A 21,852-nucleotide genomic window follows, 5' to 3' on the forward strand; every position below is an offset into this window, starting at 1 on the left:
GAATGAATACGGGAGATACAGTTTTTATGTTTGTAACGACAGTAATGGTCATGTTGATGACGCCAGGATTGGCACTTTTTTACGGGGGCATGGTTCGCAGTAAAAACGTACTCAGCACGACAATGCACAGTTATAGCGCAATGGCTATCGTTTCGATTCAATGGATTGTTATCGGTTATTCTTTATCATTCGGACCAGATTGGCACGGACTTATTGGCAATCTCGATTGGTTCGGTCTAAACGGAGTTACCTACGCACCAAATCCAGACTACTCATCTACTATTCCTCACAATTTATTTATGATGTTCCAACTCATGTTCGCCATTTTAACTCCCGCTTTAATTTCAGGTGCATTCGCCGAAAGAATGCGATTTTCTGCCTTTCTTATTTTTATCCTTATTTGGACAACAATCGTTTACAATCCTGTCGCTCATTGGGTGTGGGGCGTTGGCGGGTGGCTAAGAGAACTTGGTGCGTTAGACTTCGCTGGCGGTAATGTCGTTCATATCACATCCGGAGTTGCTGGTCTTGTATTAGCTATTTTCCTTGGAAAACGAAAAAACATAAGCGGCACCTCTCCTCATCATTTACCATTTACAATGTTAGGCGCAGGCTTACTCTGGTTCGGCTGGTTCGGTTTTAACGTCGGTAGTGCATTATCTTTAAATGACGTAGCTTTAACTGCATTTATTAATACAAATATAGCCGCTGCCGCTTCAGCTCTAACTTGGATGCTTTCCGAATGGTTCTTCCAATCAAAGCCGACTGCGATGGGAGCTGCATGCGGAGTTGTTTCTGGTTTAGTCGCAATTACGCCAGCTTGCGGATTCGTTACACCTTTCTCCGCTCTTCTTATCGGAGCAATTGGCGGTATATTATGTTTCGGTGCTGTCTTCTTCTTAAAAAACAAATTCGGGTACGACGATACACTTGATGCATTTGGATGCCACGGCATCGGAGGAACTTGGGGCGGTATTGCAACTGGACTTTTCGCAACAACTTCTATAAATAGTGATGGTGCTAACGGATTATTTTACGGAAACGCAGCTCTCCTTTTCAAACAACTTATAGCAATCGGAGCAACATATGCATTCACGATCATAATGACGTACGCCATTATTAAGGCTATTAACTTCTTCCTTCCTGTTCGCGTCGATGAGCACGAAGAACAAATGGGGCTTGATATTTCGATGCATGGGGAGAAAGCTTATGAGTATACTGAGCGAGTAAATTAAAAAAAGAGATGCAATCTATTCGTAGTAGATTGCATCTCTTTTATCGCACCGATTAGCATACCCCGCCCTGTATTTCCATAAATATATCGATCGTTTCTTTCAATATATCGATTTAACGACGAATTCCGACATAGCTAAAACGAAAAATACCCTGCATGATTTTACAAAAAAAGACGACCGTTTAACAGTCGTCTTTTCCTATTTACTTCGGAGCATTCCCTACATATTGCGTAATATCAACATTTAAAGCTTGTGCTAAGCGCATTCCATACTCTTGATCTGCACGGAAGAAGTTACAAACAGCTAGTAATTTTGTGCGCTCATTTACGTCCTTTAAGTCATTTGTTAAGTTTGCAATTAAGTTGTCTTGCTCTTCTTTAGAGAATGAACGGTAACGCTCACCCGCTTGTTTAAAGTCATTTGGTTTGTCAATTTTTTCACGAGATACGTAGCCTTCTACTTTCATAGTTGAATCGCGGTAAGCTTTGTCTTCAACTGGATTTTCAGCATGACGGCTCGGTTCGTAGTTGATTGTAGATGGGTTTTGATTAATTTGCATCGCACCATCACGTTGTTGGTTATGAACAGCTGCATATGGGCAGTTTACAGGAATTTGTAAGTAATTTGCACCAAGACGATAACGCTGTGTATCTGGGTAAGAGAATAAACGACCTTGTAATAATTTATCTTCAGATGGTTCAATACCATTTACAGTTGCACTTGGAGAGAACGCCACTTGTTCTACTTCCGCAAAGAAGTTTTTCGGGTTACGATTTAACGTCATCGTCCCTACTTCCATTAATGGGAAACGATCTTCTGGCCATACTTTCGTTGGGTCTAGTGGATCAAAGTCTAAAGAATCCGTTTCATCTAATTGCATCACTTGTACGTGTAAATCCCACTTCGGGTGATTTCCTTTTTCAATTGCATCGAATAAATCACGAGTTGCATGGTTGAAGTCTTTTCCTTGTACTTCTTGCACTTCTTTCGCATTTAAATTACGTACACCTTGTTGTGGTTTCCAATGATATTTAATGTAAACAATTTTTCCTTCTGCATTAATCCATTTAAATGAATGGACACCGAAACCTTCCATTTCACGGTAGCTTGCTGGTGTACCATAATCAGAAAACACCCATGTCATCATATGTGTAGATTCCGGACTTAACGTCATGAAATCCCAGTAACGATCTGGCGTTTGAATATTTGTATCAGGTGCTGGTTTTAAAGAATGCACCATATCAGGGAATTTAATTGCATCACGAATGAAGAAGACCGGTAAATGATTACCTACGATATCGTAATTTCCTTCTTCTGTATAAAATTTAACAGCGAACCCACGTGGGTCACGAGCTGTTTCCGGAGAACCTTGACCATGAATAACCGTTGAGAAACGAACAAATACAGGCGTTTCAGTGCCTTCATTTTGTAAAAATGCTGCTTTCGTATATTGCTTCATGCTGTTTTTCGTTACGAATACACCGTGAGCACCTGCACCACGTGCATGCACAACACGCTCTGGAATACGTTCACGATCAAAGTGCGCAAGTTTTTCTACTAAATGATAGTCTTCTAATAATACCGGTCCACGGCGACCAGCTGTACGAGAATTTTGGTTGTCTCCAACTGGAGCACCTTGGTTTGTTGTTAAGCGATTATTTGGATTCATCTAGGGGGATCCTCCTCTTTCTTTCATGGTAATTATTATTTATTTAAAATTATTATAAACTAATTATTATTCAAAACTAAATTCTTGTCAACCATTTCCTTCATTTTTTTGGAAACAACTTCAGCTAAGCAATCGATAAATACAGATTGTGAATTTGGCATATTCGGTCTAAAATATGCGGCATTTAATTCATCAGTTACAACTTTACATTCATAATCGTTGTCATATAAAACTTCTAAATGCTCTGCCACAAAGCCAACTGGACAATATACGAAAGACTCATAACCATGCTCTTCATATAAATCTCTCGTTAAATCTTGCACATCTGGCCCAATCCATGGATCTGGTGTATTTCCAGCGCTTTGCCAACCCGTCGTATAGTTTGGAATATTGGCAGCCTCTGCAATTAAATCTGCTGTATGCTGCAATTGCTCCACATAAGGGTCCCCTGCCGCAATAATTTTTTCTGGCAAACTATGCGCTGAAAAAATTACAACTGCTTTCTCTTTATCTTCAATCTTTGTAAATGTTTCTTTTATTTGATCTGCCCAATAGGAAATAAATTTCGGTTCATCGTACCATTGTTCAATAGGTTCAATAACAGGGCCACCGATTTCTTTTGAAAGACGAATAGCACGATCATTATACGCTTTAATGCTAAATGTAGAATAATGCGGCGCTAATACGATACTAATCGCCTGCTCAATTCCATCTTTCTTCATCTCTTCTACTGCATCTTCAATAAACGGAGTAATATGTTTTAAACCTAAGTAACAAACAAATTCATACTCTGTATACATCTTATTCAATGAATCTGTTAATTTATGTGCCTGCTCTTTCGTTATTTTTGCAAGTGGTGAAATTCCGCCAATCGCTCTATAGCGCCCGATTAAATCTTGAAGCGCTTCTTCAGACGGCTTACGCCCATGACGGATATGTGTATAATACGCTTCTACATCATCTAATGACTCTGGCGTTCCATACGCCATTACAAGCAAACCTATTTTCTTCTTCGTCATCTATATAACACCTCAATTTTGTCCCGCGTTAACGGGCAGTAAGACTCCCACCTCAAAATTCGGCGAGTGCAAAAAATTTAGCTGGGAGATCAACTGCCCGTAAACGCCCGATTAGTTCAACTAATAATCAGCGGGGAATGTCCCCTCACTAATTAAAGTTTCACCTTATAAATGAGAATCTTTTTCAAGAACATTTGTTTCCAATTATAACAAGCAATAATAAGTACGTCAAAATAATTATTCTAAATAAGTATTATTTCTAATATGATTTTGAATTTTATATGACAATTTTTTTAATAAAATAGCGGCTCACATAAATGTAAGCCGCTTTTCTTCTATTCCTTAATATTTACCCCATATTCTTTAAACCAAACATGAATTTGGGCTAAATGGGCTAAAAGCTGAGGTCCAGTCATTAATTGACCAAACCAAGGTTTTTGAAATGCACTGCCACCAGACTCAATTAATCCACTCAGCTGCTCTTTATCGAATAGTTCGTGTAAAATTGATCCTTTATCCGTTAATAAATCTTGTAGCCATACTGTTACTGCTTTCGTATAGTATGGATTATGCGTTTTCGGATACGGACTTTTCTTTCTATACAATATATCATTTGGAAGTAATCCTTCTAATGCCTTACGCAATAGACCTTTTTCGCGGTTTTTATACATTTTCATTTCCCAAGGAATATTCCACGCATATTCGACAAGTCGGTGGTCTGCAAATGGAACGCGTACTTCTAAGCTTGCCCCCATACTCATACGGTCTTTTCTGTCTAATAATGTTGTCATAAACCAAACCATGTTCAAATAAAATAATTGTCGTCTCTTTGCTTCTAACGGGCTTTCTCCCTCTAAAATTGGAACTTCTTGAATGGATTCTTCATAGCGTTGTTGCACATATTGTTGTAAATTTAATTTATTTCTCCATTCTTTCTTTAGAAGTTGTTCGCGCGCCTCTGTAGAGCGCATCCACGGAAATGCACTTGATTGTAAATCATCTTCTCTATAAAACCACGGATAGCCACCAAATATTTCATCTGCACATTCTCCAGATAAACCGACGACAAAATCTTGTTTTATTTCACGGCAAAACCATAATAATGAAGAATCAATATCTGCCATACCTGGCAAATCACGAACGAGCACTGCTTCTGTTAAATACTGTGCTAGTTGTTCATTTGAAATGACACAACGGTGGTGGATTGTTTGAAATGTCTCAGTCATTAAGTTAATAAATGGAGCATCTGAATTAGGTTGAAATGCATTCGCTTTAAAGTATTTTTCGTTATCTTCATAGTCAATAGAATACGTGTGCAATTGACCCTTCCCTGATCTTTCATATTCTTTTGCGGCAATTGCTGTTATTGCACTTGAATCTACACCGCCCGATAGAAATGTGCATAACGGTACGTCAGAAACGAGTTGCCTTGTAATTGCATCTTGTAATAAAAAGCGTGTTTTCTCTACTGTTTCTTCAAAGGAATCTTCATGTTTTTTACTTTCTACATTCCAATATCTCCATATACATAAACCGTTCTTTGAAAATGTCATCGCATGGCCTGGGCGCAATTCTTTAATACCAGCATAAATACCATGACCAGGCGTTCTAGATGGTCCAAGACCGAATATTTCTGATAATCCTTCTAACGTTACTTCCGCCTTCACCTCTGGATGCGCCAGTATCGCTTTTAACTCTGAACCAAATAATAATCGTCCACTATCATATTTATAAAAAAGCGGTTTTACACCTAATCGATCTCTTGCAATAAACACTTGTTCTTTCTGTTCATCCCATACTGCAAACGCATATATACCGTTTAAATGATCGACACATTCTTCTTTCCATTCGATATAAGAAGCTAATAATACTTCCGTATCAGAATGACCTTTGAATGTGTACCCTCTTCTTAACAACTCCTTCCGAATGTCTTCCGTGTTATACAGTTCACCGTTATAGCAAATGGCATAATTCGTTTCATCCTTTAAACAGGTCATAGGCTGTTTACCACCTTCAGGATCTACAACGATTAACCGTTTATGCCCAAATGCGACGTTTCCTTTTATCCAAACTTTGTTATCATCTGGACCACGTTTCGCTAGCGTTTCCGCCATTTTCGTCACGACGTCCCTTTCCCCTTCTAATGAGCGCTTATAATCCACCCATCCTGTAATCCCGCACATAAGAATCATCCTTCCTAATCTAATATCTGTTTCTGAACGTGCAGTAATCCCCACCCTATGAGTGCGGATACATAAAAACAACAAACTTGACGATAACTAACTATTCATATACGGAATAGCAGTTTCACAGTGTAAAGCGTGTTTTATTGTATGCCCACCTCTCTTTAGGTGTGTCTAGTTATAAAGAACGTACGAACTGTCCATAACAAGAATAACTATTTCTATAAAAGGAGAAATGAACTATGGTACAACGCAAACATATTTTGTATAATCAGCCACGCGCTCATACAGTCGGTAATGTAGAATATATAAACAATGAATGGGTATTCTTTGATGATGAAAATGATGAAGCATTTTTATTAGAAGATATTATCCAAGATGGCTTTGAACTTTTGTATAACAACAATTGGCTACCAGCCCGTTTCTATGAACAAGATGTATTACAAATCGCCAACGAACAGCATCATTTGCAAAACGGGGAAATGATACGAATTCGAAAAAAATTACTTCTTAGCTATAATGAATGGCTTGAGGAGTTACCTGACTCTGTCTTTACATTATTAACTGAGGCATTACAATCACTTCATTACTCTTTATATGATTGCATGTATTGTCATAATTATTTATCCTTCTTGCCGAAAGAGGAAGCATGCGAGGGAGTAAATATTCTTTTATTTGATAATGAAGAGATGATTTGTACACTGCAACACCATTTCGTTCGTCACGCTACGTCAAATAAAAACATGTTCCGTTTTACGAAAGTAAACGGAGAAGAGTTACATATCGATGCCACATAAAGTGAAACTTTAATCAGTGGGGCATCCCCCACTGATTATCAGCCCTCACCAATCGGGTGTTTACGGGATAAAGTAAAAAACCACCTTATAATCTCCCAAACATGTGAGATTATAAGGTGGTTTTATTTTTATTTGAATACGTACCAGCCAAGCGGTAATTTTAGTCCTAAGTATAATACCGCTACTAGCGCGACAATAAATAAGCCCCAAACCGCCCCTGTTGGTTTGTTTTTGCTCATTTTCACAAGAACCATTTCCATTCCACCGATAACTAAAATACCAGCTAGCATTTTCATGCCGTACCACATGTGCATGCTACCTGTCGCCGTCTTCACAATACTCATGTACAACATGAAACCTGTCACAATAATGATAATGTACATAAGGCGAAGCCCCATATGTACACCTTTACCTTTTCTTCCTGCTGAATAAAGTGAATACGCAACGAAGAATAAAATTAATCCTAACGCCCATGCTGTAATATGCATATGTACCATCGTATCCCTGCCTCCTCTTTTTCACACTTTTTCACTCTATATGATAACATGTTCATTTATTTTCAGGAAATGTTTCGCTTTTTTACATTTAAATGCTATAATATTTAGAGTATTTACAAACTTCTTGTAATAACAAAAGGGGGAACAATCATGATTCAAACTAAGGATATTATCGAACTTACAGACACATACGGAGCAAATAACTACCATCCACTTCCAATCGTTATTTCTAAAGCAGAAGGCGTTTGGGTAGAAGATCCTGAAGGAAACCGCTATATGGACTTATTAAGTGCATATTCTGCAGTAAACCAAGGTCATCGTCATCCAAAAATCATTAACGCTTTAATTGACCAAGCTAATCGAGTTACGTTAACTTCTCGTGCTTTCCATAGCGATCAATTAGGTCCTTGGTACGAAAAAGTTGCGAAACTAACAAATAAAAATATGGTACTTCCTATGAATACAGGCGCAGAGGCTGTTGAAACTGCAATTAAAACAGCTCGTCGCTGGGCTTATGATGTGAAAAAGGTAGAAGCAAACCGTGCAGAAATCATCGTTTGTGAAGATAACTTCCACGGACGTACAATGGGTGCTGTTTCTATGTCATCAAACGAAGAGTACAAGCGCGGCTTCGGTCCAATGCTTCCTGGCATTATTGTAATTCCTTATGGTGATTTAGAAGCGTTAAAAGCTGCGATTACACCAAATACAGCTGCATTCATTTTAGAGCCAATCCAAGGTGAAGCAGGAATTAACATTCCACCAGCTGGTTTCTTACAAGAAGCTTTTGAAGTATGTAAAAAAGAAAACGTTTTATTCGTAGCAGATGAAATCCAAACAGGCTTAGGCCGTACGGGTAAAGTATTTGCTTGCGACTGGGACAATGTAACTCCTGACATGTACATACTTGGTAAAGCACTTGGCGGCGGCGTATTCCCAATCTCTTGTGTTGCAGCAAACAGCGACATTTTAGGTGTATTCGAGCCAGGTTCTCACGGTTCTACATTCGGTGGTAACCCACTTGCATGTGCTGTTTCTATTGCAGCTCTTGAAGTATTAGAAGAAGAAAAATTAACAGAGCGTTCTCTTCAATTAGGAGAAAAACTAGTTGGGCAATTAAAAGAAATTGATAACCCAATGATTACTGACATTCGCGGTAAAGGTTTATTCATCGGTATCGAATTAAACGAGCCAGCTCGTCCTTACTGTGAACAACTAAAAGCAGCTGGGCTATTATGTAAAGAAACACACGAAAACGTAATTCGTATTGCACCACCTCTAGTAATCTCTGAAGAAGATTTAGAGTGGGCGTTCCAAAAAATTAAAGCTGTACTATCTTAATCATAGTGAGGTTGTCCTAAATATAGGACAACCTCTTTCTTTTTTTAGTAGTTTATCGTAAAATAAAATTGAATATTCTGTTTTTGTTAAAAAGGGGGTAACTGTATGCTATTGAAATACGGTAAACACATTAACAATTTAGCTACAATTTTTATTTCTATGACATTCATCGGCTTCATATTATCTACAACTTTACTCAGTCATTATTCAACTCCTAATACATTCACACTACTCAAAACATCATTTTGGGCTGCTGTTTTCCTTACAATTATCGGTTTTGGCCGTGAGAGAAGCGCACTTGCAGTTATGCTAATTGGAATTTGTACTTTAGCATTAATCGGATTGTATATTTTCGCCATCATAGATTACTCCGTTAATCCACGCCCATAGAAAAGAGCTATCTTTTCACAAGATAGCTCTTTTTTCATTTCACTATATTTCTAAGCGTACCAATTCCCTCTACTGTAATAACAACTTCATCACCAGCATGTAAAAACTTCGGTGGTGTAAAACCTTTACCAACACCAGCTGGTGTCCCTGTTGCAATGATATCTCCTGGTTCTAATGTCATGCCTTTACTTATAGTTGAAATAATTTCTTCTACTGAAAAAATCATTTCTCTCGTATTTGAAGTTTGCCTTACTTCTCCATTTACCATCGTTTCAATGTGTAATTCATTCGGCGTTCTAACCATCGATTTATGAATTAAATACGGTCCCATCGGACAAAATGTATCGAAACTTTTCCCTAGGAAAAATTGTTTATGTTTCCTTTGAATATCCCGAGCAGTTACATCGTTTATAACTGTATATCCAAAAACATGATCAAGAGCTTTTTCTATTTTTATTTGTTTCCCTCGCTTACCAATAATGATTGCTAGTTCCCCTTCATAGTCCAGTTCATTCGTTGCATGAGGGTGACCATTAATTTGCTCATCAATTCCGATCACTGTTGTTGGCGCTTTTGTAAAGATCATTATATTTTCAGGGATAGACTCTACTCCGCCCATTTCCACCGCATGTTCACGATAGTTCTTTCCAACACAAAGAATATTTTTTCTCGGCCTTGGAATCGGTGCTAATATTTTCACTTCTGCTAACGGATAATACGCCGCTTCCGCATTTTCCTTCGCCCAATTTACAATATCGTACACCTTCTCAAGGCATTCACTTCCTCTTTCAATACACTCTAACATAGTAATCGGGATCGTAACCTTTTCCCCTTTTTGTCTTTGCGCTTCTCTTAAATGTAAGACTCTATCTTCCTCTTCAACCACAATACCTACAAATACCTTTTCTTCTTTCTTAGCCGTTACAAAACGCAATATTTCCACTCTCCATCCTAAAACTCATACCCTTTAATTGTATTCGCAGCCTTAAGAAAAAAACCTTCTTATACACGTCAATTTTTACAATATTCAACCATAATTATATTTGTTCCTCATCCGTTATTTGACATAAAATGTAGAAATTATACTTTTTTTAGCGAAGACGTTTCTTTTTTATGGGATTTTTGTATAATATGTACTACATATATACATAAAATTTATGGAGAGATGGAGCCGATTTCAATGTTTGAGCAAGCTATCGAAAAAAAACGCGAAAAAATGATCTATTTTGCTGAACGCTACGGAATGACTTCTCAAAAAACAGTGGATTGTAGCCAAGAACTGGACAGGCTCTTAAATGTTGTTTGGCATATACACACAGATTGCGCACACACTCAAATGTTCGAAACACATACGCAATAACGTATGTGTTTCTTTTATTTCAAAAAAATACACATTTTATTGAAAACGCCCATACAATAGTAGAAAAGAAAATTTTAAAAACGAAAGGTGTTTTGTATGCCAGCTATGGTCGGACATATTCGTATCGTTAATATTGGATCAAGTGGTATTTTTCATATTGGAGATGTATTTGCGATTAGGCCTATTAGTTATTCACGCGCTTTTGCTGGGGCCGGCTCCTTCAACGTTGGGGATAACGTCTCTGTCTACAATTATCAAAGTTCAACGACCGTCAATGATTCAGATGTAATTGATCAAGCAATAATTGGTTCGAACTAAAGGGGGCGATTGCATTGAATTTTTATGTGAACCAAAGTATCATCATTAACAGCATTAAAATCGATAGCATTACGACCTCTTCCGTTTTTCAAATTGGAACTGCAGGTAGTATTAAGGCTCTTTCTAAATTCTCAAATTCTGGCGGATTTACAGAACCGCTTCGCCCTTTACATGCGAAAGGACAAATTATTTCCATCAAACCATCAACTAGTTCTTCTTAAGGTATCCTTGTCATAAATATATAGCAGGAATATATTTCCCCTCCCTATTGAAAAGGAGGTTTCACAAATGAATCAAGATATATATACTTACCTACACCAACTTCAACAAGCTCTCCAAATACAGCAGCAAACTATTCTAAACCTTGAAGAGCAAGTTCGCCTACTACAAGAAGAGCTTAATGAGTTAAAAAGTCGTCCCTCCTCTTCTATAGGAAAAGTGGAATATAAATTCGATCAATTAAAAGTAGAAAATTTAAACGGCACTTTAAATATTGGCTTGAATCCATTTTCAACAAAAGGGCAACAAATTGAAGATTTTCAAGTGGATACAGAAACATTAAAAGTAAATCCTGAAACAGAAACAAATCCAGACTTTTATCAAGGTATCCTCCAAGAAATGCATCGCTATTTAGATGAAGAAGCATATAGTCGAATTCTCCATTTTGAACAAGAAGAGAGAACGCCGCTTGATGAGATGTATCGACAAATGATGGTGGATGACATAAAAAAACAGATGGAACATAGACTTCCATATTATTTATCACAAGTTCAATCGTATGAGGGTATTTCCACAGATCCCGATTATTTACGAGACATCATTATTCAAGCGATGAAACAAGATATTGACAAGGCGTTCCTTTCCTTTATTCAACACATACCGGGCAATTTCCGAAAGGAGTGAGTATGCATGAATTTAAATGTTGTAAACCGTGAGTTAAAAGTAGGCCAGATTAAAATGAACGGGGTTTCTTCTTCCGCATTATTTTTAATTGGAGATGCAAACCTTCTCATCCTTTCTTCTATTCTTGATACGCCATTCGAATCTGTTACAGAGGGACCATTTGTACCATTAGTAACAGATGTCCCTCCGACTCCAGGTTGAGGAGAGGAAAAATTATGCTCCGTCATACTTCAATTGTACAAAATGTTTCTATCATTTCTATGGGGGTTTCAGCTGTCTTCCAGGCCGGGGATTCTAATCAAATAGAATTAAAAAATAGAGCACTTATCGTTCATCGAGAAATCCCTTGTTATATAAAAGGTGAAGGTCGTTTTGATGCGTTTGAAATCTTTACAGATGAGTACATTACAATTCCAAAGCGAACGACAGATGTAAAACTAAATATTGTAAATGAGTGCCCTTTTATTGAAGTAAATGATGTTCACTTGCGAACCCTTTTAAATTCCGCGTGCTTCCAAATCGGCAATGTTGACTATGTTTTTAATAATTCTCGCACGCTACAAATCCGCCAATTTATTACTCATGAACCTTCCTCTAAATAATTCATATAGTAATTAAAAAGCTTAGTAAAGTAGGTGGATGGTATGCCCTCGGTTGTAGGAAATCTCGTCGTTCAAAACAGTAACGGTTCTTTCAACTTAGGAGATTTTTATAACGTGTCTCCGAAAGAAAATACGAAAGCTTATAACGGGTCTGGAGCTTCCAATGTCGGATTTGTCGTCAACACTTTTAGCGGCGTTAGTGCAACAAATACATTTGATTCGGACGTTGCAGACCAAGATCAAATTGGAACAGCGTAAAAAAGAAACAGCTTTAGCTCTATTTTGTGTAGAGCTAGGGCTGTTTCTTCTATTAAAGATAATTTTAATCCAAGCTTATATTCTTTTAATATAGCATTCTTCCTTCTTTATATGCATTTTGATATGTCTCATCATTTATCTGTGTAACATCAGTATGGAACAGTTCCTCCCTAACAGCATCGAATAACTCCTTACATATGTTAGGAAATTCACTTTCCCATCTTTCTCTTTCATCCAACTCCATCAGTGATGCAACAATAACAAGATAAATATTCGGAAATTGCCTCTCAATCTTAGGAGCGTACTTTAGAAATCCCTTTAAATACATATCAAAATGATGACAATCATACTCCTGAGTGCCTGTATAAAATGGAAACCCACTTTCATCTTCCCACTCTAGGAGAATTCCCCAAAATGCTAACAATGAACCTGATCGATATCTCAATTTACTATCATTAAAGTGTTTATAATAAGGGTATAACAATCTATCGCACCAATCTAAATCGATTATACCACCCATATCTTTTATTTCATTACGTAATAAATCTAATTTCTCTTTAATGGGATCCATTCACATTCCCCTTCAATTGTTTATTTCCACACAGATATATACCTCTTATGATATTTACTCTCTTTATAAAATGAAAATAAATTTATTATATTTTAAAAGCTCAAACAAGCACAACCCCGTTCTAAATTTAGGACGGGGTTAAATTTATAGCAATAAAGTCATTTGAATATCTAAGTTTTATTCAAAAAATAGCGTCCTTTTCTAGAATAAAGGAATGGATGTATTTATACAAAAGTTGAATATTTTACAGAATTTCAGAATCCTAATTTTTAGCATCTTACATATTTACGTTTGAATCCGAGTCTTCCTCTATCAAGTTCTTTATGAATACTTTCGTAAGCATTTAGAAAGCTGCTTTTCTTGTTGTCCCGTTTTAGCTCCACTATGCCTACTTGCTTTGCCGTTTCAACTGCCTTTTCATGTAGCGGCACATATGAAATCCCCACGGTGTTTAGAAAATTATTCATAGCGGATTTCGTTCGTTCTGGCGCATCGTGAATTGTATTTTTCACAACTTCTAACATATTGGCAATCTTATTTTCGGAGAATTCATGGTCTTTTCGATTCCCTAAAAGCCAGCAGTAGCAACTCCAACCCGCTGACATTCTTAGTTCGTCACCACTTGCAATCCATTTATCAGCCACGTCTTGTGCAAACTCTGACTCTGATAAAGTTACTGCCACCACATAATCGGATAGCATATAAAAGTACGCCCCATCCATCCAACGATCAAAATCCGATTCGTTCATAGTTTTTGGATTTGCAATAATGCCCGCAAAGTACATCGCATCATAGTTACCTGTAGCATAAAGCTCTTCAGCTAAACTTTGATTGATTTTTATTTTCTTCGCGATTGGTTTCATAGCACCTGTAGCTACGCCAAAAAGTGGCTCCTTTGCACCATTGGATATGTATATTTTTTTAGTCCGTTCCTTGCCGAGAGTTTCAAGCTCTTGCATTACTGTTTCGAAATCCATAGTATTGCACTTCCTTTCTTACTATTATAATCAATTCACTTACATTCTTTATCAAGTTCTCTACACTTCATAAATTCATCTGTTAAAGCGTTTTGTCCATCGATTTAAGATTTTCAAAATGAGATTTCGTTATATGAGTTTAGTTTTTCTTTATTTAAATGATAATCCCTTATCCGCTAAAGCCGCTCTCAATTTAGGTAAAGATGCTGGCCCTATACCGTGCAGTTTCAAAATTTCTTTTTCACTATACTTTGAAAGTTCTGCTTCAGTCGTTATTCCATGGTGCTCTAACGCTCGCCTTGCTGGTGCTGAAAGAAGAGAAAGAAAGCCTTCATTTGGCTTTCTCTCTTTCTCACAGGTTGGGCAAGTTGGACAATCGCTACTTTTGTAGTACTCGTGTCCTTGATCACAGGTTCTTAACGTCGCCATAATCCATAACCCCTCTCTAAGCTCTATTCCTCAATATTTACAACATGATTCCCATCAAAGAAGTATAAACACTTCTCTTTCACAGGATGTTTTAAGCTTTTCTCTAGTGCTTTTGCATATAGTGAAAGCTGTACTTTGTATCGGTCTTCTAAAGTTGGTTTCGCTTGATCAAATCCGCCTGGAAACTTTCCTTCAATCGTATCTGTTTTAAAGTCGATTAAAGTAATTCCGTCTTCCTCTTCGATCATACAGTCGATAACCCCTTGGACAAGTATTGTTTCGTCACTCTTACCTTGCCAATCTTGATACGCTTCTTCTGCTGAAAGCATCATCGTAAATGGTACTTCGCGCTCAACACTTTTTGCTGCTAATACCCTTTTACCTAAGTCACTGTCAAAGAATGAAATTACCTTTTCAATCGCTATTTCTTCAGCTTGTTCAAATGTTAATAGTTCTTTATTTACCATTCTTGCAATTTGTTCTTGAAGAACTTCAATCGTAATTGGTTTCTTCAAATCTACATGTTGCATAACGGCATGGACTGCTGTCCCTCGCTCTGCGTACGTTAATCCTTTTTTCTCCATAAAGCGCGGACGTGTTTTAATTGGTGCACGAAGTTTTTTAATAAAGGCATTATCGCTACCTTCTTCAGATTGATAATTTCTCTTTATTTCTGTAACAGATTGTTTCGCACGGTGCGATGTTGCGTCCTCATACCCGTATTCCCACATTAATCTATCGTACACTTCTTCTTTCCGTTCACTTTCTAACGGAACAGCCTTTTTCTCACGAAGCGCTTCTAACAATTCTTGCTTCTCTTCTTGAACTGGTTCTGGTGCAAGCAAATCTTTTCCGTCAACAACTTCTACTTTCCAGCTAGTGTCATACTCATAAATGTCGACTGGAATATTCCCTTGTCCTAATTCAAGAAGCATTTCACTATCACGATGTCTATATAATGAAGGTGCAATCCAGTCCAAATAGCAAGACACTCCGGCACGTATATGGTCTGGTAATAACCATTCACCATGCTCTCTTGCATCGAGCCATTTTTCCATTTCCTTATTTGCATCTTTAACTGTTCCGATTAAAATTAACTTCTCTTTTGCACGCGTTAACGCTACGTATAGTACGCGCATTTCTTCCGCAATTAATTCCATCTTCATTTTACGCTTAATCGCTAGTTGCGATAATGTCGTATATTTAATTCGTTTACGAGGATCGATAAATTGTGAACCGAAACCGAAATCTTTATGAAGTAAGAAGCGTTTCATTAAATCTTGTGTATTAAAACGACGACCAAGTCCAGCTACAAATACGACTGGGAACTCTAGCCCTTTACTTTTATGAATCGTCATAATGCGAACTACGTCTTCTTGTTCACCGAGAGCTCTCGCCGTTCCCATATCATCTCCGCGTTCTAAAATACGCTCAATAAAGCGTAAGAAGCGGAATAGTCCTCTAAACGATGTTGCTTCATATTGTCTCGCGCGGTCATATAGTACGCGTAAGTTTGCCTGCCTTTGCTTTCCAGCTGGTAAACCGCCGACAAAGTCGTAATAGCCTGTCTCACCGTACACTTTCCAAATTAAATCGGAAAGGGATTGTTGACGCGCAAATTCACGCCACCCTTGCAGTAAGTTATAAAACCACTCTAATTTATCATGCAGTTCTTGTTCTTCTTCAAGTGGTGCTCCTTTTAAGAATGAACTCATCACTTCATAAAATGAACCTTTCTTTCCATGAGCACGAAGCGCCGCAAGTTCTTCGTCGTTTAATCCAACGATCGGTGAACGAAGTACAGCTGCAAGCGGAATATCCTGCATCGGATTATCGATAACACGGAATACGTTCATCATAATATTTACTTCTGTCGCTTCAAAGTAACCAGTCGCAAGGTCAGCATATACTGGAATTCCTTGCAATTTTAACTCTTCCATAATTTGCGGCGCCCACGGCATGGAGCGAAGTAAAATAACGAAATCACGGTATTGTACTTGGCGCATACTATCAGTTTTACGATCATACACTTCATAACCTGAATCGACCATTGCTTTAATACGCTGCGCCATAAGACGAGCTTCAAGCTGCGCTTTTTCTACTTCGGCACCTTCTTCTCCGTCTTGCACTTCTTCTTCCGTTTGCTGAATACATAATAGCTCTGCCGCTACATCTTCACCTTCTGGATAGCTAGCACCTAGCTTTAATTCAGCGTCAGCATCATAATCGATTTCTCCGACTTCTTCGCCCATAATTTGTTTGAAGATAAAGTTCGTACCTGCTAGCACTTCATGACGGCTACGGAAGTTTTTCGCTAAATCAATCTTCATTCCGCCGCCCGATCCTTCTTGTGTGAAACGTTTATATTTTCCTAAGAATAAACCAGGCTCTGCTAGTCGGAAACGATAGATTGACTGTTTTACGTCACCAACCATGAACAAGTTTCCTTCACTCTCAGAATCTTTCGTTACGAATTTAATAATTGATTCCTGCACGAAGTTCGTATCTTGATATTCATCAACTAGTACTTCAGCAAATTTATTACGATATTGCAGCGCTACTGCTGACGGCTTCATTTCACCGTCTTCAATTTGCTCACTTAAAATTTGCAAACAGAAATGCTCTAAATCTGTGAAATCGACCATTCCTTTATCTCGTTTAATCGCTTGGAAACGCTCTGTAAATACTTTTACAAGCTTCACGAGTTTTTCTAATACAGGATGCATATCTTGAAAATCTCGCAAGAAACTTTCAGGTCTGCGGCTAAATAGCTCTTCTTGTAATTTCTTCACTTCATCTTTCGCTTTATTACGAAGAGAATCTACTTGTTTTACAACATCTTCGTTGTAATCACTTTTCTTAATACGCTTTAGCGTTTGCCACGATACATTTTGCATTGCTTCATAAACGCTTGTCCACGATCGACAAGCTGCTGAGGATAACGTTCCAAGTAAAGCTAAATCTGCTTGTAAAGTTTCAACGCGAGGCGCTGGACCATCAGGAAGCATTGCGAGTTCAGTCGCTTTACGAATATGCTTTTCCGCTGTTTCAAGCTGGAATTTCACATCTTCTAATAAGTAAGAAGCGTACACTAAATCTTCAATCGTCTTTCCTTCAACGTCGTATGCTTCTACTAATTTATCAAGCCATTTCTCCGGATTTGGATGCGCTCTTGATTCTGTATGAAGCGCTAAAATCATTCGTTGTAAGTCATCGTCACTACGGTCACTCGTATAACGATCAACTAATTCAAAGAAAATACTATTATCTTCGATTCCATACTCTTCTTCTAATATGTCATCTAGCACTTCTTCTTTTAATAACTCATTTTCTGTTTGGTTTGCAATACGAAAACGAGGATCGACATCAAGCATATAATAATATCCTCTAATAACTTGTAAACAAAATGAATGAATGGTAGAAATGGAAGCTTTATTTAATAAGCTAAGCTGTTTTCTTATATGCTGTGAACCTGGCCCATCAATTAATACTTTTTCTAACGCTTCTCCAATTCGATTTTTCATTTCTTGCGCCGCTGCATTCGTAAATGTTACAACGAGCAGGCGGTCGACATCGACTGGATTTTCCTCACTTATAATCTTTTTAATAATACGTTCAACTAGTACTGCTGTTTTCCCAGATCCAGCTGCTGCTGCGACTAAAATATCACGTCCGTTCGCTACAACCGCTTTCCACTGGTCATCTGTCCATTGACTACCTTCTGGTTTTTCAGGCCAATTTTCTATCATTCTCCGCCAACCTCCTCTCTAATTTTCTCCATTGCTTCGCTATCTTTCATATCTTTTAACGTACGGAATTGATTATCTTCAAGTGATTCATCAAACTGACAAACAGATTTAAAGTTACAGAACGTACAAGCCGCTTTATTCCCCTTTTTGTAAGGAGCAATATCGATAACACCTTCTGTAATGTCTTTTCCGATATTTTCAAACGAGTGGTGTACATATTTTTGAAGTACGTTAAATTCTTGTTCACTTGCAATGCTAGAACGCGCACTAAAACTACCATCTTTTTTCAAACCAGCAGAAATAATATCAGAGCTTCCTGTTGAAAGTTTATTATCCATTAAACGAACAACATCAGCATCTCCTAGTACGAGCCCTTTCATTTTAAATTTCTTTAAAATTTCTTTCTCAATTTCTTCTTCAGATGCATCGCCTTTCATCTCAACAATCGGGTTATGAATATGGAAATACAATACTCCCGCCGGTGATGCAGTGCCACCCTTTTTCATCCACGTATGTGCATTTGAAGTAACAACATCTAAATACGTTAACATTTGAAGTGCGAGTCCGTAATACACTTCTGTTAAATCTAACGCTTTCGAACTTGATTTATAGTCAATAATACGAAGGAACGTACCACTCTCATCTTCCGCCTTATCAACACGGTCAATACGGCCAACTACTTCCATCTTCACACCATTTGGCAACGCAAATTCCATTGGCGGAAGCGATCCAGTCCCGCCCATACCGAACGGTACTTCTAAATCAACTGGTACAAAACCGCTAGACTTCGCATGTTCACGAAGAATAAGTGATGTCCGGAAAATGATTTGTTGTAGTTTTTGTTTTAAATAGAAATGACGGTTTGAACTTAATAAAATTTGTCTTTGTAATAATGGTGCAATTTCTTCTATTACTAAAGTAGAAAGATGCTCACACTCTTTTATTGATAAATCTGCCCAAGTACGGTTTTCACGTAATAACCTGTCTGCAATTCTTTTCAGCGCTGCATGGAATAGTTCACCGATATCTGGCGCATCAAGTTTGAAAATATCACGCTCTCTTAGCGATAAACCGTGCTGCGCGAAATGAGCGTACGCACAACGGTTAAATAATTCCATACGAGAAACGCTCCCCTTAATTGTATCTCCATATAAATCCCTACTTACAGCTGTACTTAATTTCTGTGCACGATTTCGGTAGAATAAACTTGATAACACGCGGCTACTTTTTTGCTTCCATTCATCGGAAGTAACGTAGAAGTTATATACATCCCACCAAAAGTCTAAATTACCTTCAAATCCGTATCGCTTCCATGTTTGCAGTTGCTGCATGACATAAGACAACGTTACTTCTGGCGTTGCTACATATGAGATTTGTTCCGAACGCGATAAGTCATTTACATCGTTCGTAATAAACGATTCTTTCACATCAGGGAACATTCTTTTTATTTTCTTAATAAAACTAGAAGCAAGTAACGTCTTTCCTTCTTCATCCGCAAGCGGACAGGAAATGTATAACTTCTCAGATGCTCTCGTCACCATTTGATACATAACGAACTGTTCTTCTAGTAAAGTTTGTCTCGTCGTTGGTGCTAATTCGATACCTGCAGCGGTGAGAACATTTCTTTCCTCATCAGAAAGCATACCTTCATCCATAGGCGCTGCTGGAATCACACCTTCGTTTACTCCAATAATGAACGTCGCTTTAATATCTGATAATCTAGAATGATCAATATTAGCAACTAACACTTGATCTAGTGACGGCGGAATGTTCGCAAATTGAAGTGCCTCAAGACCTGTCGACATAACCTCCGTGAACATAGATAGTGACATTTTCTCCTCACCAAGCATCTCAACGAACGTATCAAGAAGATTCATCACTTCTTCCCATACTTGCTCATGGTCTGTCGCAAATAAGAAATCTCCATTTTCTTCTGCACGAACACGTAATTCTTCTAGTTTTTTCGGAACGTCAAGCTCCTCTAAAAATAAATATACCGCTTCGCACATTTGTATAACTGTTCCAGCACGCTTCAGTCTTTTTTGCATACGAATAACTGGCGTTCTTACAACGTCGCGAAGTCGATTTATTTTCTCTTCCATTTCACGCTCACTGTCTGTTATCATTTCGCTCGCATCATCAAGAGAACGATAACGACGATACATCCACGGATCTTCAGAAGTCCATCTCTTCCCTTGTACACCGTACGCTAAACAGTAGTTTTCGAACTCATCCATCTCTTCGCGCATCGCTTCTTTTCTTACATCTAATGGATATAAAAGCTCTGTTTTCACGCAGCGGAATACTGCATCATAACGCCAATTCCCGCTAATAATCTCGAGTGCAGAACGAATACATTCTACTAGCGGATGATGTGACATTGGGCGTTTTTCATCGATGAAATGCGGGATATTATAATCCGTAAATAACGTTCGCATTACGTCGTAATAACTTTCTCCGTTACGAAGAAGGACTGCGACATCTCGGTAACGATAGTCTTCATCCGCCACAAGTCTTCTAATTTCACGAGCTACGCCTTCTACTTCAGCTCGTAAATTAGCTGCTGTACTAATCGTTACACTTGCTTCTCCGTGAAACTTTTCATTTGGACGTGCTTCGTAGTGTGTTTCTAAATGTGCTAATGCTTGCGAATGAAAACGCGGCTGTTCCATCAGCGGAATTGTTTTTTCAATTTCTATTTTCTCTTCACGCGCTACTTGTTTGATTCGTTCATACGTTAACGTCGTTTCATAAAATAAATCTAGTTCATTCACTGGCTGCGCTAACGTTTTTTCATCTATCGTTAATGTTATTGTTACTCTAGTTCCTAATTTCATTAACCCTCTAACAATTTCTAGCTCTTGAGGGGAAAATGAATGGAATCCATCTATATAAATTTCCGCGCCTTTTACATACTCAGAGTCTGAAAGCTTCTCAATTAATAATTGTAAGTAGTCTTCTGAATCTAAATATTTTCCGATTAAAGCACGTTCGAAATCATCATATAATAACTGTAAATCATACACTTTATTCGCTAGCAGCTTTTGCTCTGCACTACTACTATGCGCATCTAATTGTTGCCACATTTCATATACGTTAGATGGCGTCACATTATAACGTTTAAACTCCGCAATCATACTACCAAGATGTTCAAAGAAACCGTTTTGCTCCGCTGCTTTTTGAAACACCGATAATCCATCTTTACGAGATTCTACAATTTTACGAAGTAACATATGTACACCGGCTTCATCAATATGAAGACGACTCGCTCCGCCAACTTCTTGCAGCACCTTCCACGCTAACCGTGAAAAACTAAAAACTTGTGCCCGAATAGAACCTCTAACATCCTCACTACCAATTAACGCCTGCTGCGTTTGGAATGTCATCTGTTCTGGCACAAGATATAATATTGTTTTCCCTCTTGGGCGCTGCTTTAACTCTTCTTGCACTTCGTGTAAACAAAGTGTACTTTTTCCACTTCCAGCTCTACCAATCACAAATCGAAGTGACATGTAACCCCACCTTTCACTTACATAACGAACGTTAGTTTGCTA

The 21,852-nt window shown here is 38.0% G+C and carries 21 protein-coding genes; 11 read left to right on the top strand and 10 right to left on the bottom strand.

What is annotated here, in order from left to right:
- Positions 1–2: 2 nt before the first annotated feature.
- Positions 3–1,235, top strand: a complete 1,233-nt coding sequence (locus MRBLBA3_RS17320) for an ammonium transporter (RefSeq protein WP_001091655.1) — start codon at positions 3–5, stop codon at positions 1,233–1,235.
- 202 nt (positions 1,236–1,437) lie between these two features.
- On the opposite strand, the gene katB is transcribed toward MRBLBA3_RS17320, so the two are convergent.
- The 3 genes from katB to asnB form a co-directional block, all read right to left on the bottom strand.
- Positions 1,438–2,904, bottom strand: a complete 1,467-nt coding sequence (gene katB / locus MRBLBA3_RS17325; protein ID WP_098318815.1) for a catalase KatB — start codon at positions 2,902–2,904, stop codon at positions 1,438–1,440.
- A 59-nt stretch (positions 2,905–2,963) separates the two neighbouring features.
- Entirely contained in the window at positions 2,964–3,923 is a 960-nt protein-coding gene (gene hemH / locus MRBLBA3_RS17330) for a ferrochelatase (protein WP_000162625.1), read from the bottom strand.
- Positions 3,924–4,258: 335 nt separating this feature from the next.
- Positions 4,259–6,106 (bottom strand): asparagine synthase (glutamine-hydrolyzing), encoded by a 1,848-nt coding sequence (asnB, locus tag MRBLBA3_RS17335; protein WP_097811523.1) that lies wholly within the window; start codon positions 6,104–6,106, stop codon positions 4,259–4,261.
- A 242-nt stretch (positions 6,107–6,348) separates the two neighbouring features.
- Between asnB and MRBLBA3_RS17340 the strand changes: the two genes are divergently transcribed.
- On the top strand, positions 6,349–6,903 hold the full coding sequence (locus MRBLBA3_RS17340) for a DUF2777 domain-containing protein (protein WP_000250680.1): 555 nt from the start codon (positions 6,349–6,351) through the stop codon (positions 6,901–6,903).
- 128 nt (positions 6,904–7,031) lie between these two features.
- On the opposite strand, the gene MRBLBA3_RS17345 is transcribed toward MRBLBA3_RS17340, so the two are convergent.
- Positions 7,032–7,400, bottom strand: coding sequence for a YisL family protein (locus MRBLBA3_RS17345; RefSeq protein ID WP_000233500.1), 369 nt, complete (start codon positions 7,398–7,400; stop codon positions 7,032–7,034).
- 150 nt (positions 7,401–7,550) lie between these two features.
- Here MRBLBA3_RS17345 and rocD point away from each other — a divergent pair, with 150 nt between their 5' ends.
- Positions 7,551–8,741, top strand: a complete 1,191-nt coding sequence (gene rocD, locus MRBLBA3_RS17350; protein ID WP_000616665.1) for an ornithine aminotransferase — start codon at positions 7,551–7,553, stop codon at positions 8,739–8,741.
- A 105-nt stretch (positions 8,742–8,846) separates the two neighbouring features.
- The gene (locus MRBLBA3_RS17355) at positions 8,847–9,131 is read left to right on the top strand and encodes a hypothetical protein (protein ID WP_000925332.1); all 285 of its coding nucleotides are present in this window, start codon (positions 8,847–8,849) and stop codon (positions 9,129–9,131) included.
- Between the two features lie 34 nt (positions 9,132–9,165).
- Here MRBLBA3_RS17355 and MRBLBA3_RS17360 read toward each other — a convergent pair whose 3' ends face one another.
- Positions 9,166–10,065, bottom strand: a complete 900-nt coding sequence (locus MRBLBA3_RS17360; protein WP_001213087.1) for a fumarylacetoacetate hydrolase family protein — start codon at positions 10,063–10,065, stop codon at positions 9,166–9,168.
- Positions 10,066–10,311: 246 nt separating this feature from the next.
- On the opposite strand from MRBLBA3_RS17360, the gene MRBLBA3_RS17365 reads away from it, so the two are divergent.
- From MRBLBA3_RS17365 to gerPF, 7 genes are all read left to right on the top strand, one after another.
- Positions 10,312–10,491: an aspartyl-phosphate phosphatase Spo0E family protein gene (locus tag MRBLBA3_RS17365; RefSeq protein ID WP_000462853.1), complete on the top strand. Its 180-nt coding sequence runs from the start codon at positions 10,312–10,314 to the stop codon at positions 10,489–10,491.
- A 96-nt stretch (positions 10,492–10,587) separates the two neighbouring features.
- Positions 10,588–10,809, top strand: coding sequence for a spore germination protein GerPA (gene gerPA / locus MRBLBA3_RS17370; protein ID WP_001111190.1), 222 nt, complete (start codon positions 10,588–10,590; stop codon positions 10,807–10,809).
- 14 nt (positions 10,810–10,823) lie between these two features.
- Entirely contained in the window at positions 10,824–11,030 is a 207-nt protein-coding gene (gerPB, locus tag MRBLBA3_RS17375) for a spore germination protein GerPB (RefSeq protein ID WP_001012505.1), read from the top strand.
- A 67-nt stretch (positions 11,031–11,097) separates the two neighbouring features.
- On the top strand, positions 11,098–11,712 hold the full coding sequence (gene gerPC / locus MRBLBA3_RS17380) for a spore germination protein GerPC (protein ID WP_001070757.1): 615 nt from the start codon (positions 11,098–11,100) through the stop codon (positions 11,710–11,712).
- Positions 11,713–11,718: 6 nt separating this feature from the next.
- The gene (gene gerPD, locus MRBLBA3_RS17385) at positions 11,719–11,913 is read left to right on the top strand and encodes a spore germination protein GerPD (RefSeq protein WP_001052805.1); all 195 of its coding nucleotides are present in this window, start codon (positions 11,719–11,721) and stop codon (positions 11,911–11,913) included.
- A 14-nt stretch (positions 11,914–11,927) separates the two neighbouring features.
- Positions 11,928–12,314, top strand: a complete 387-nt coding sequence (locus tag MRBLBA3_RS17390) for a spore germination protein GerPE (protein ID WP_097811524.1) — start codon at positions 11,928–11,930, stop codon at positions 12,312–12,314.
- Between the two features lie 42 nt (positions 12,315–12,356).
- Positions 12,357–12,572 (top strand): spore germination protein GerPF, encoded by a 216-nt coding sequence (gene gerPF, locus MRBLBA3_RS17395; RefSeq protein ID WP_001141570.1) that lies wholly within the window; start codon positions 12,357–12,359, stop codon positions 12,570–12,572.
- Between the two features lie 85 nt (positions 12,573–12,657).
- On the opposite strand, the gene MRBLBA3_RS17400 is transcribed toward gerPF, so the two are convergent.
- The 5 genes from MRBLBA3_RS17400 to addB all read right to left on the bottom strand — a co-directional run bounded on the left by MRBLBA3_RS17400 (position 12,658) and on the right by addB (position 21,810).
- A complete protein-coding gene (locus MRBLBA3_RS17400; protein ID WP_097811525.1) occupies positions 12,658–13,143 on the bottom strand; it encodes a hypothetical protein in 486 nt (161 codons plus the stop codon).
- Between the two features lie 269 nt (positions 13,144–13,412).
- Positions 13,413–14,120: a DNA alkylation repair protein gene (locus MRBLBA3_RS17405; protein ID WP_000345252.1), complete on the bottom strand. Its 708-nt coding sequence runs from the start codon at positions 14,118–14,120 to the stop codon at positions 13,413–13,415.
- Positions 14,121–14,270: 150 nt separating this feature from the next.
- Positions 14,271–14,549, bottom strand: coding sequence for an RNA polymerase alpha subunit C-terminal domain-containing protein (locus MRBLBA3_RS17410; protein ID WP_000224032.1), 279 nt, complete (start codon positions 14,547–14,549; stop codon positions 14,271–14,273).
- 23 nt (positions 14,550–14,572) lie between these two features.
- Positions 14,573–18,298, bottom strand: coding sequence for a helicase-exonuclease AddAB subunit AddA (addA, locus tag MRBLBA3_RS17415; RefSeq protein ID WP_363382561.1), 3,726 nt, complete (start codon positions 18,296–18,298; stop codon positions 14,573–14,575).
- A complete protein-coding gene (gene addB, locus MRBLBA3_RS17420; protein WP_000058577.1) occupies positions 18,295–21,810 on the bottom strand; it encodes a helicase-exonuclease AddAB subunit AddB in 3,516 nt (1,171 codons plus the stop codon). The genes addA and addB overlap by 4 nt, the downstream gene beginning before the upstream one ends.
- Positions 21,811–21,852: the final 42 nt, after the last annotated feature.

This window comes from Bacillus sp. LBA3-1-1.1 (assembly GCF_040676495.1).
Taxonomy (GTDB): Bacteria; Bacillota; Bacilli; order Bacillales; family Bacillaceae_G; genus Bacillus_A; species Bacillus_A nitratireducens.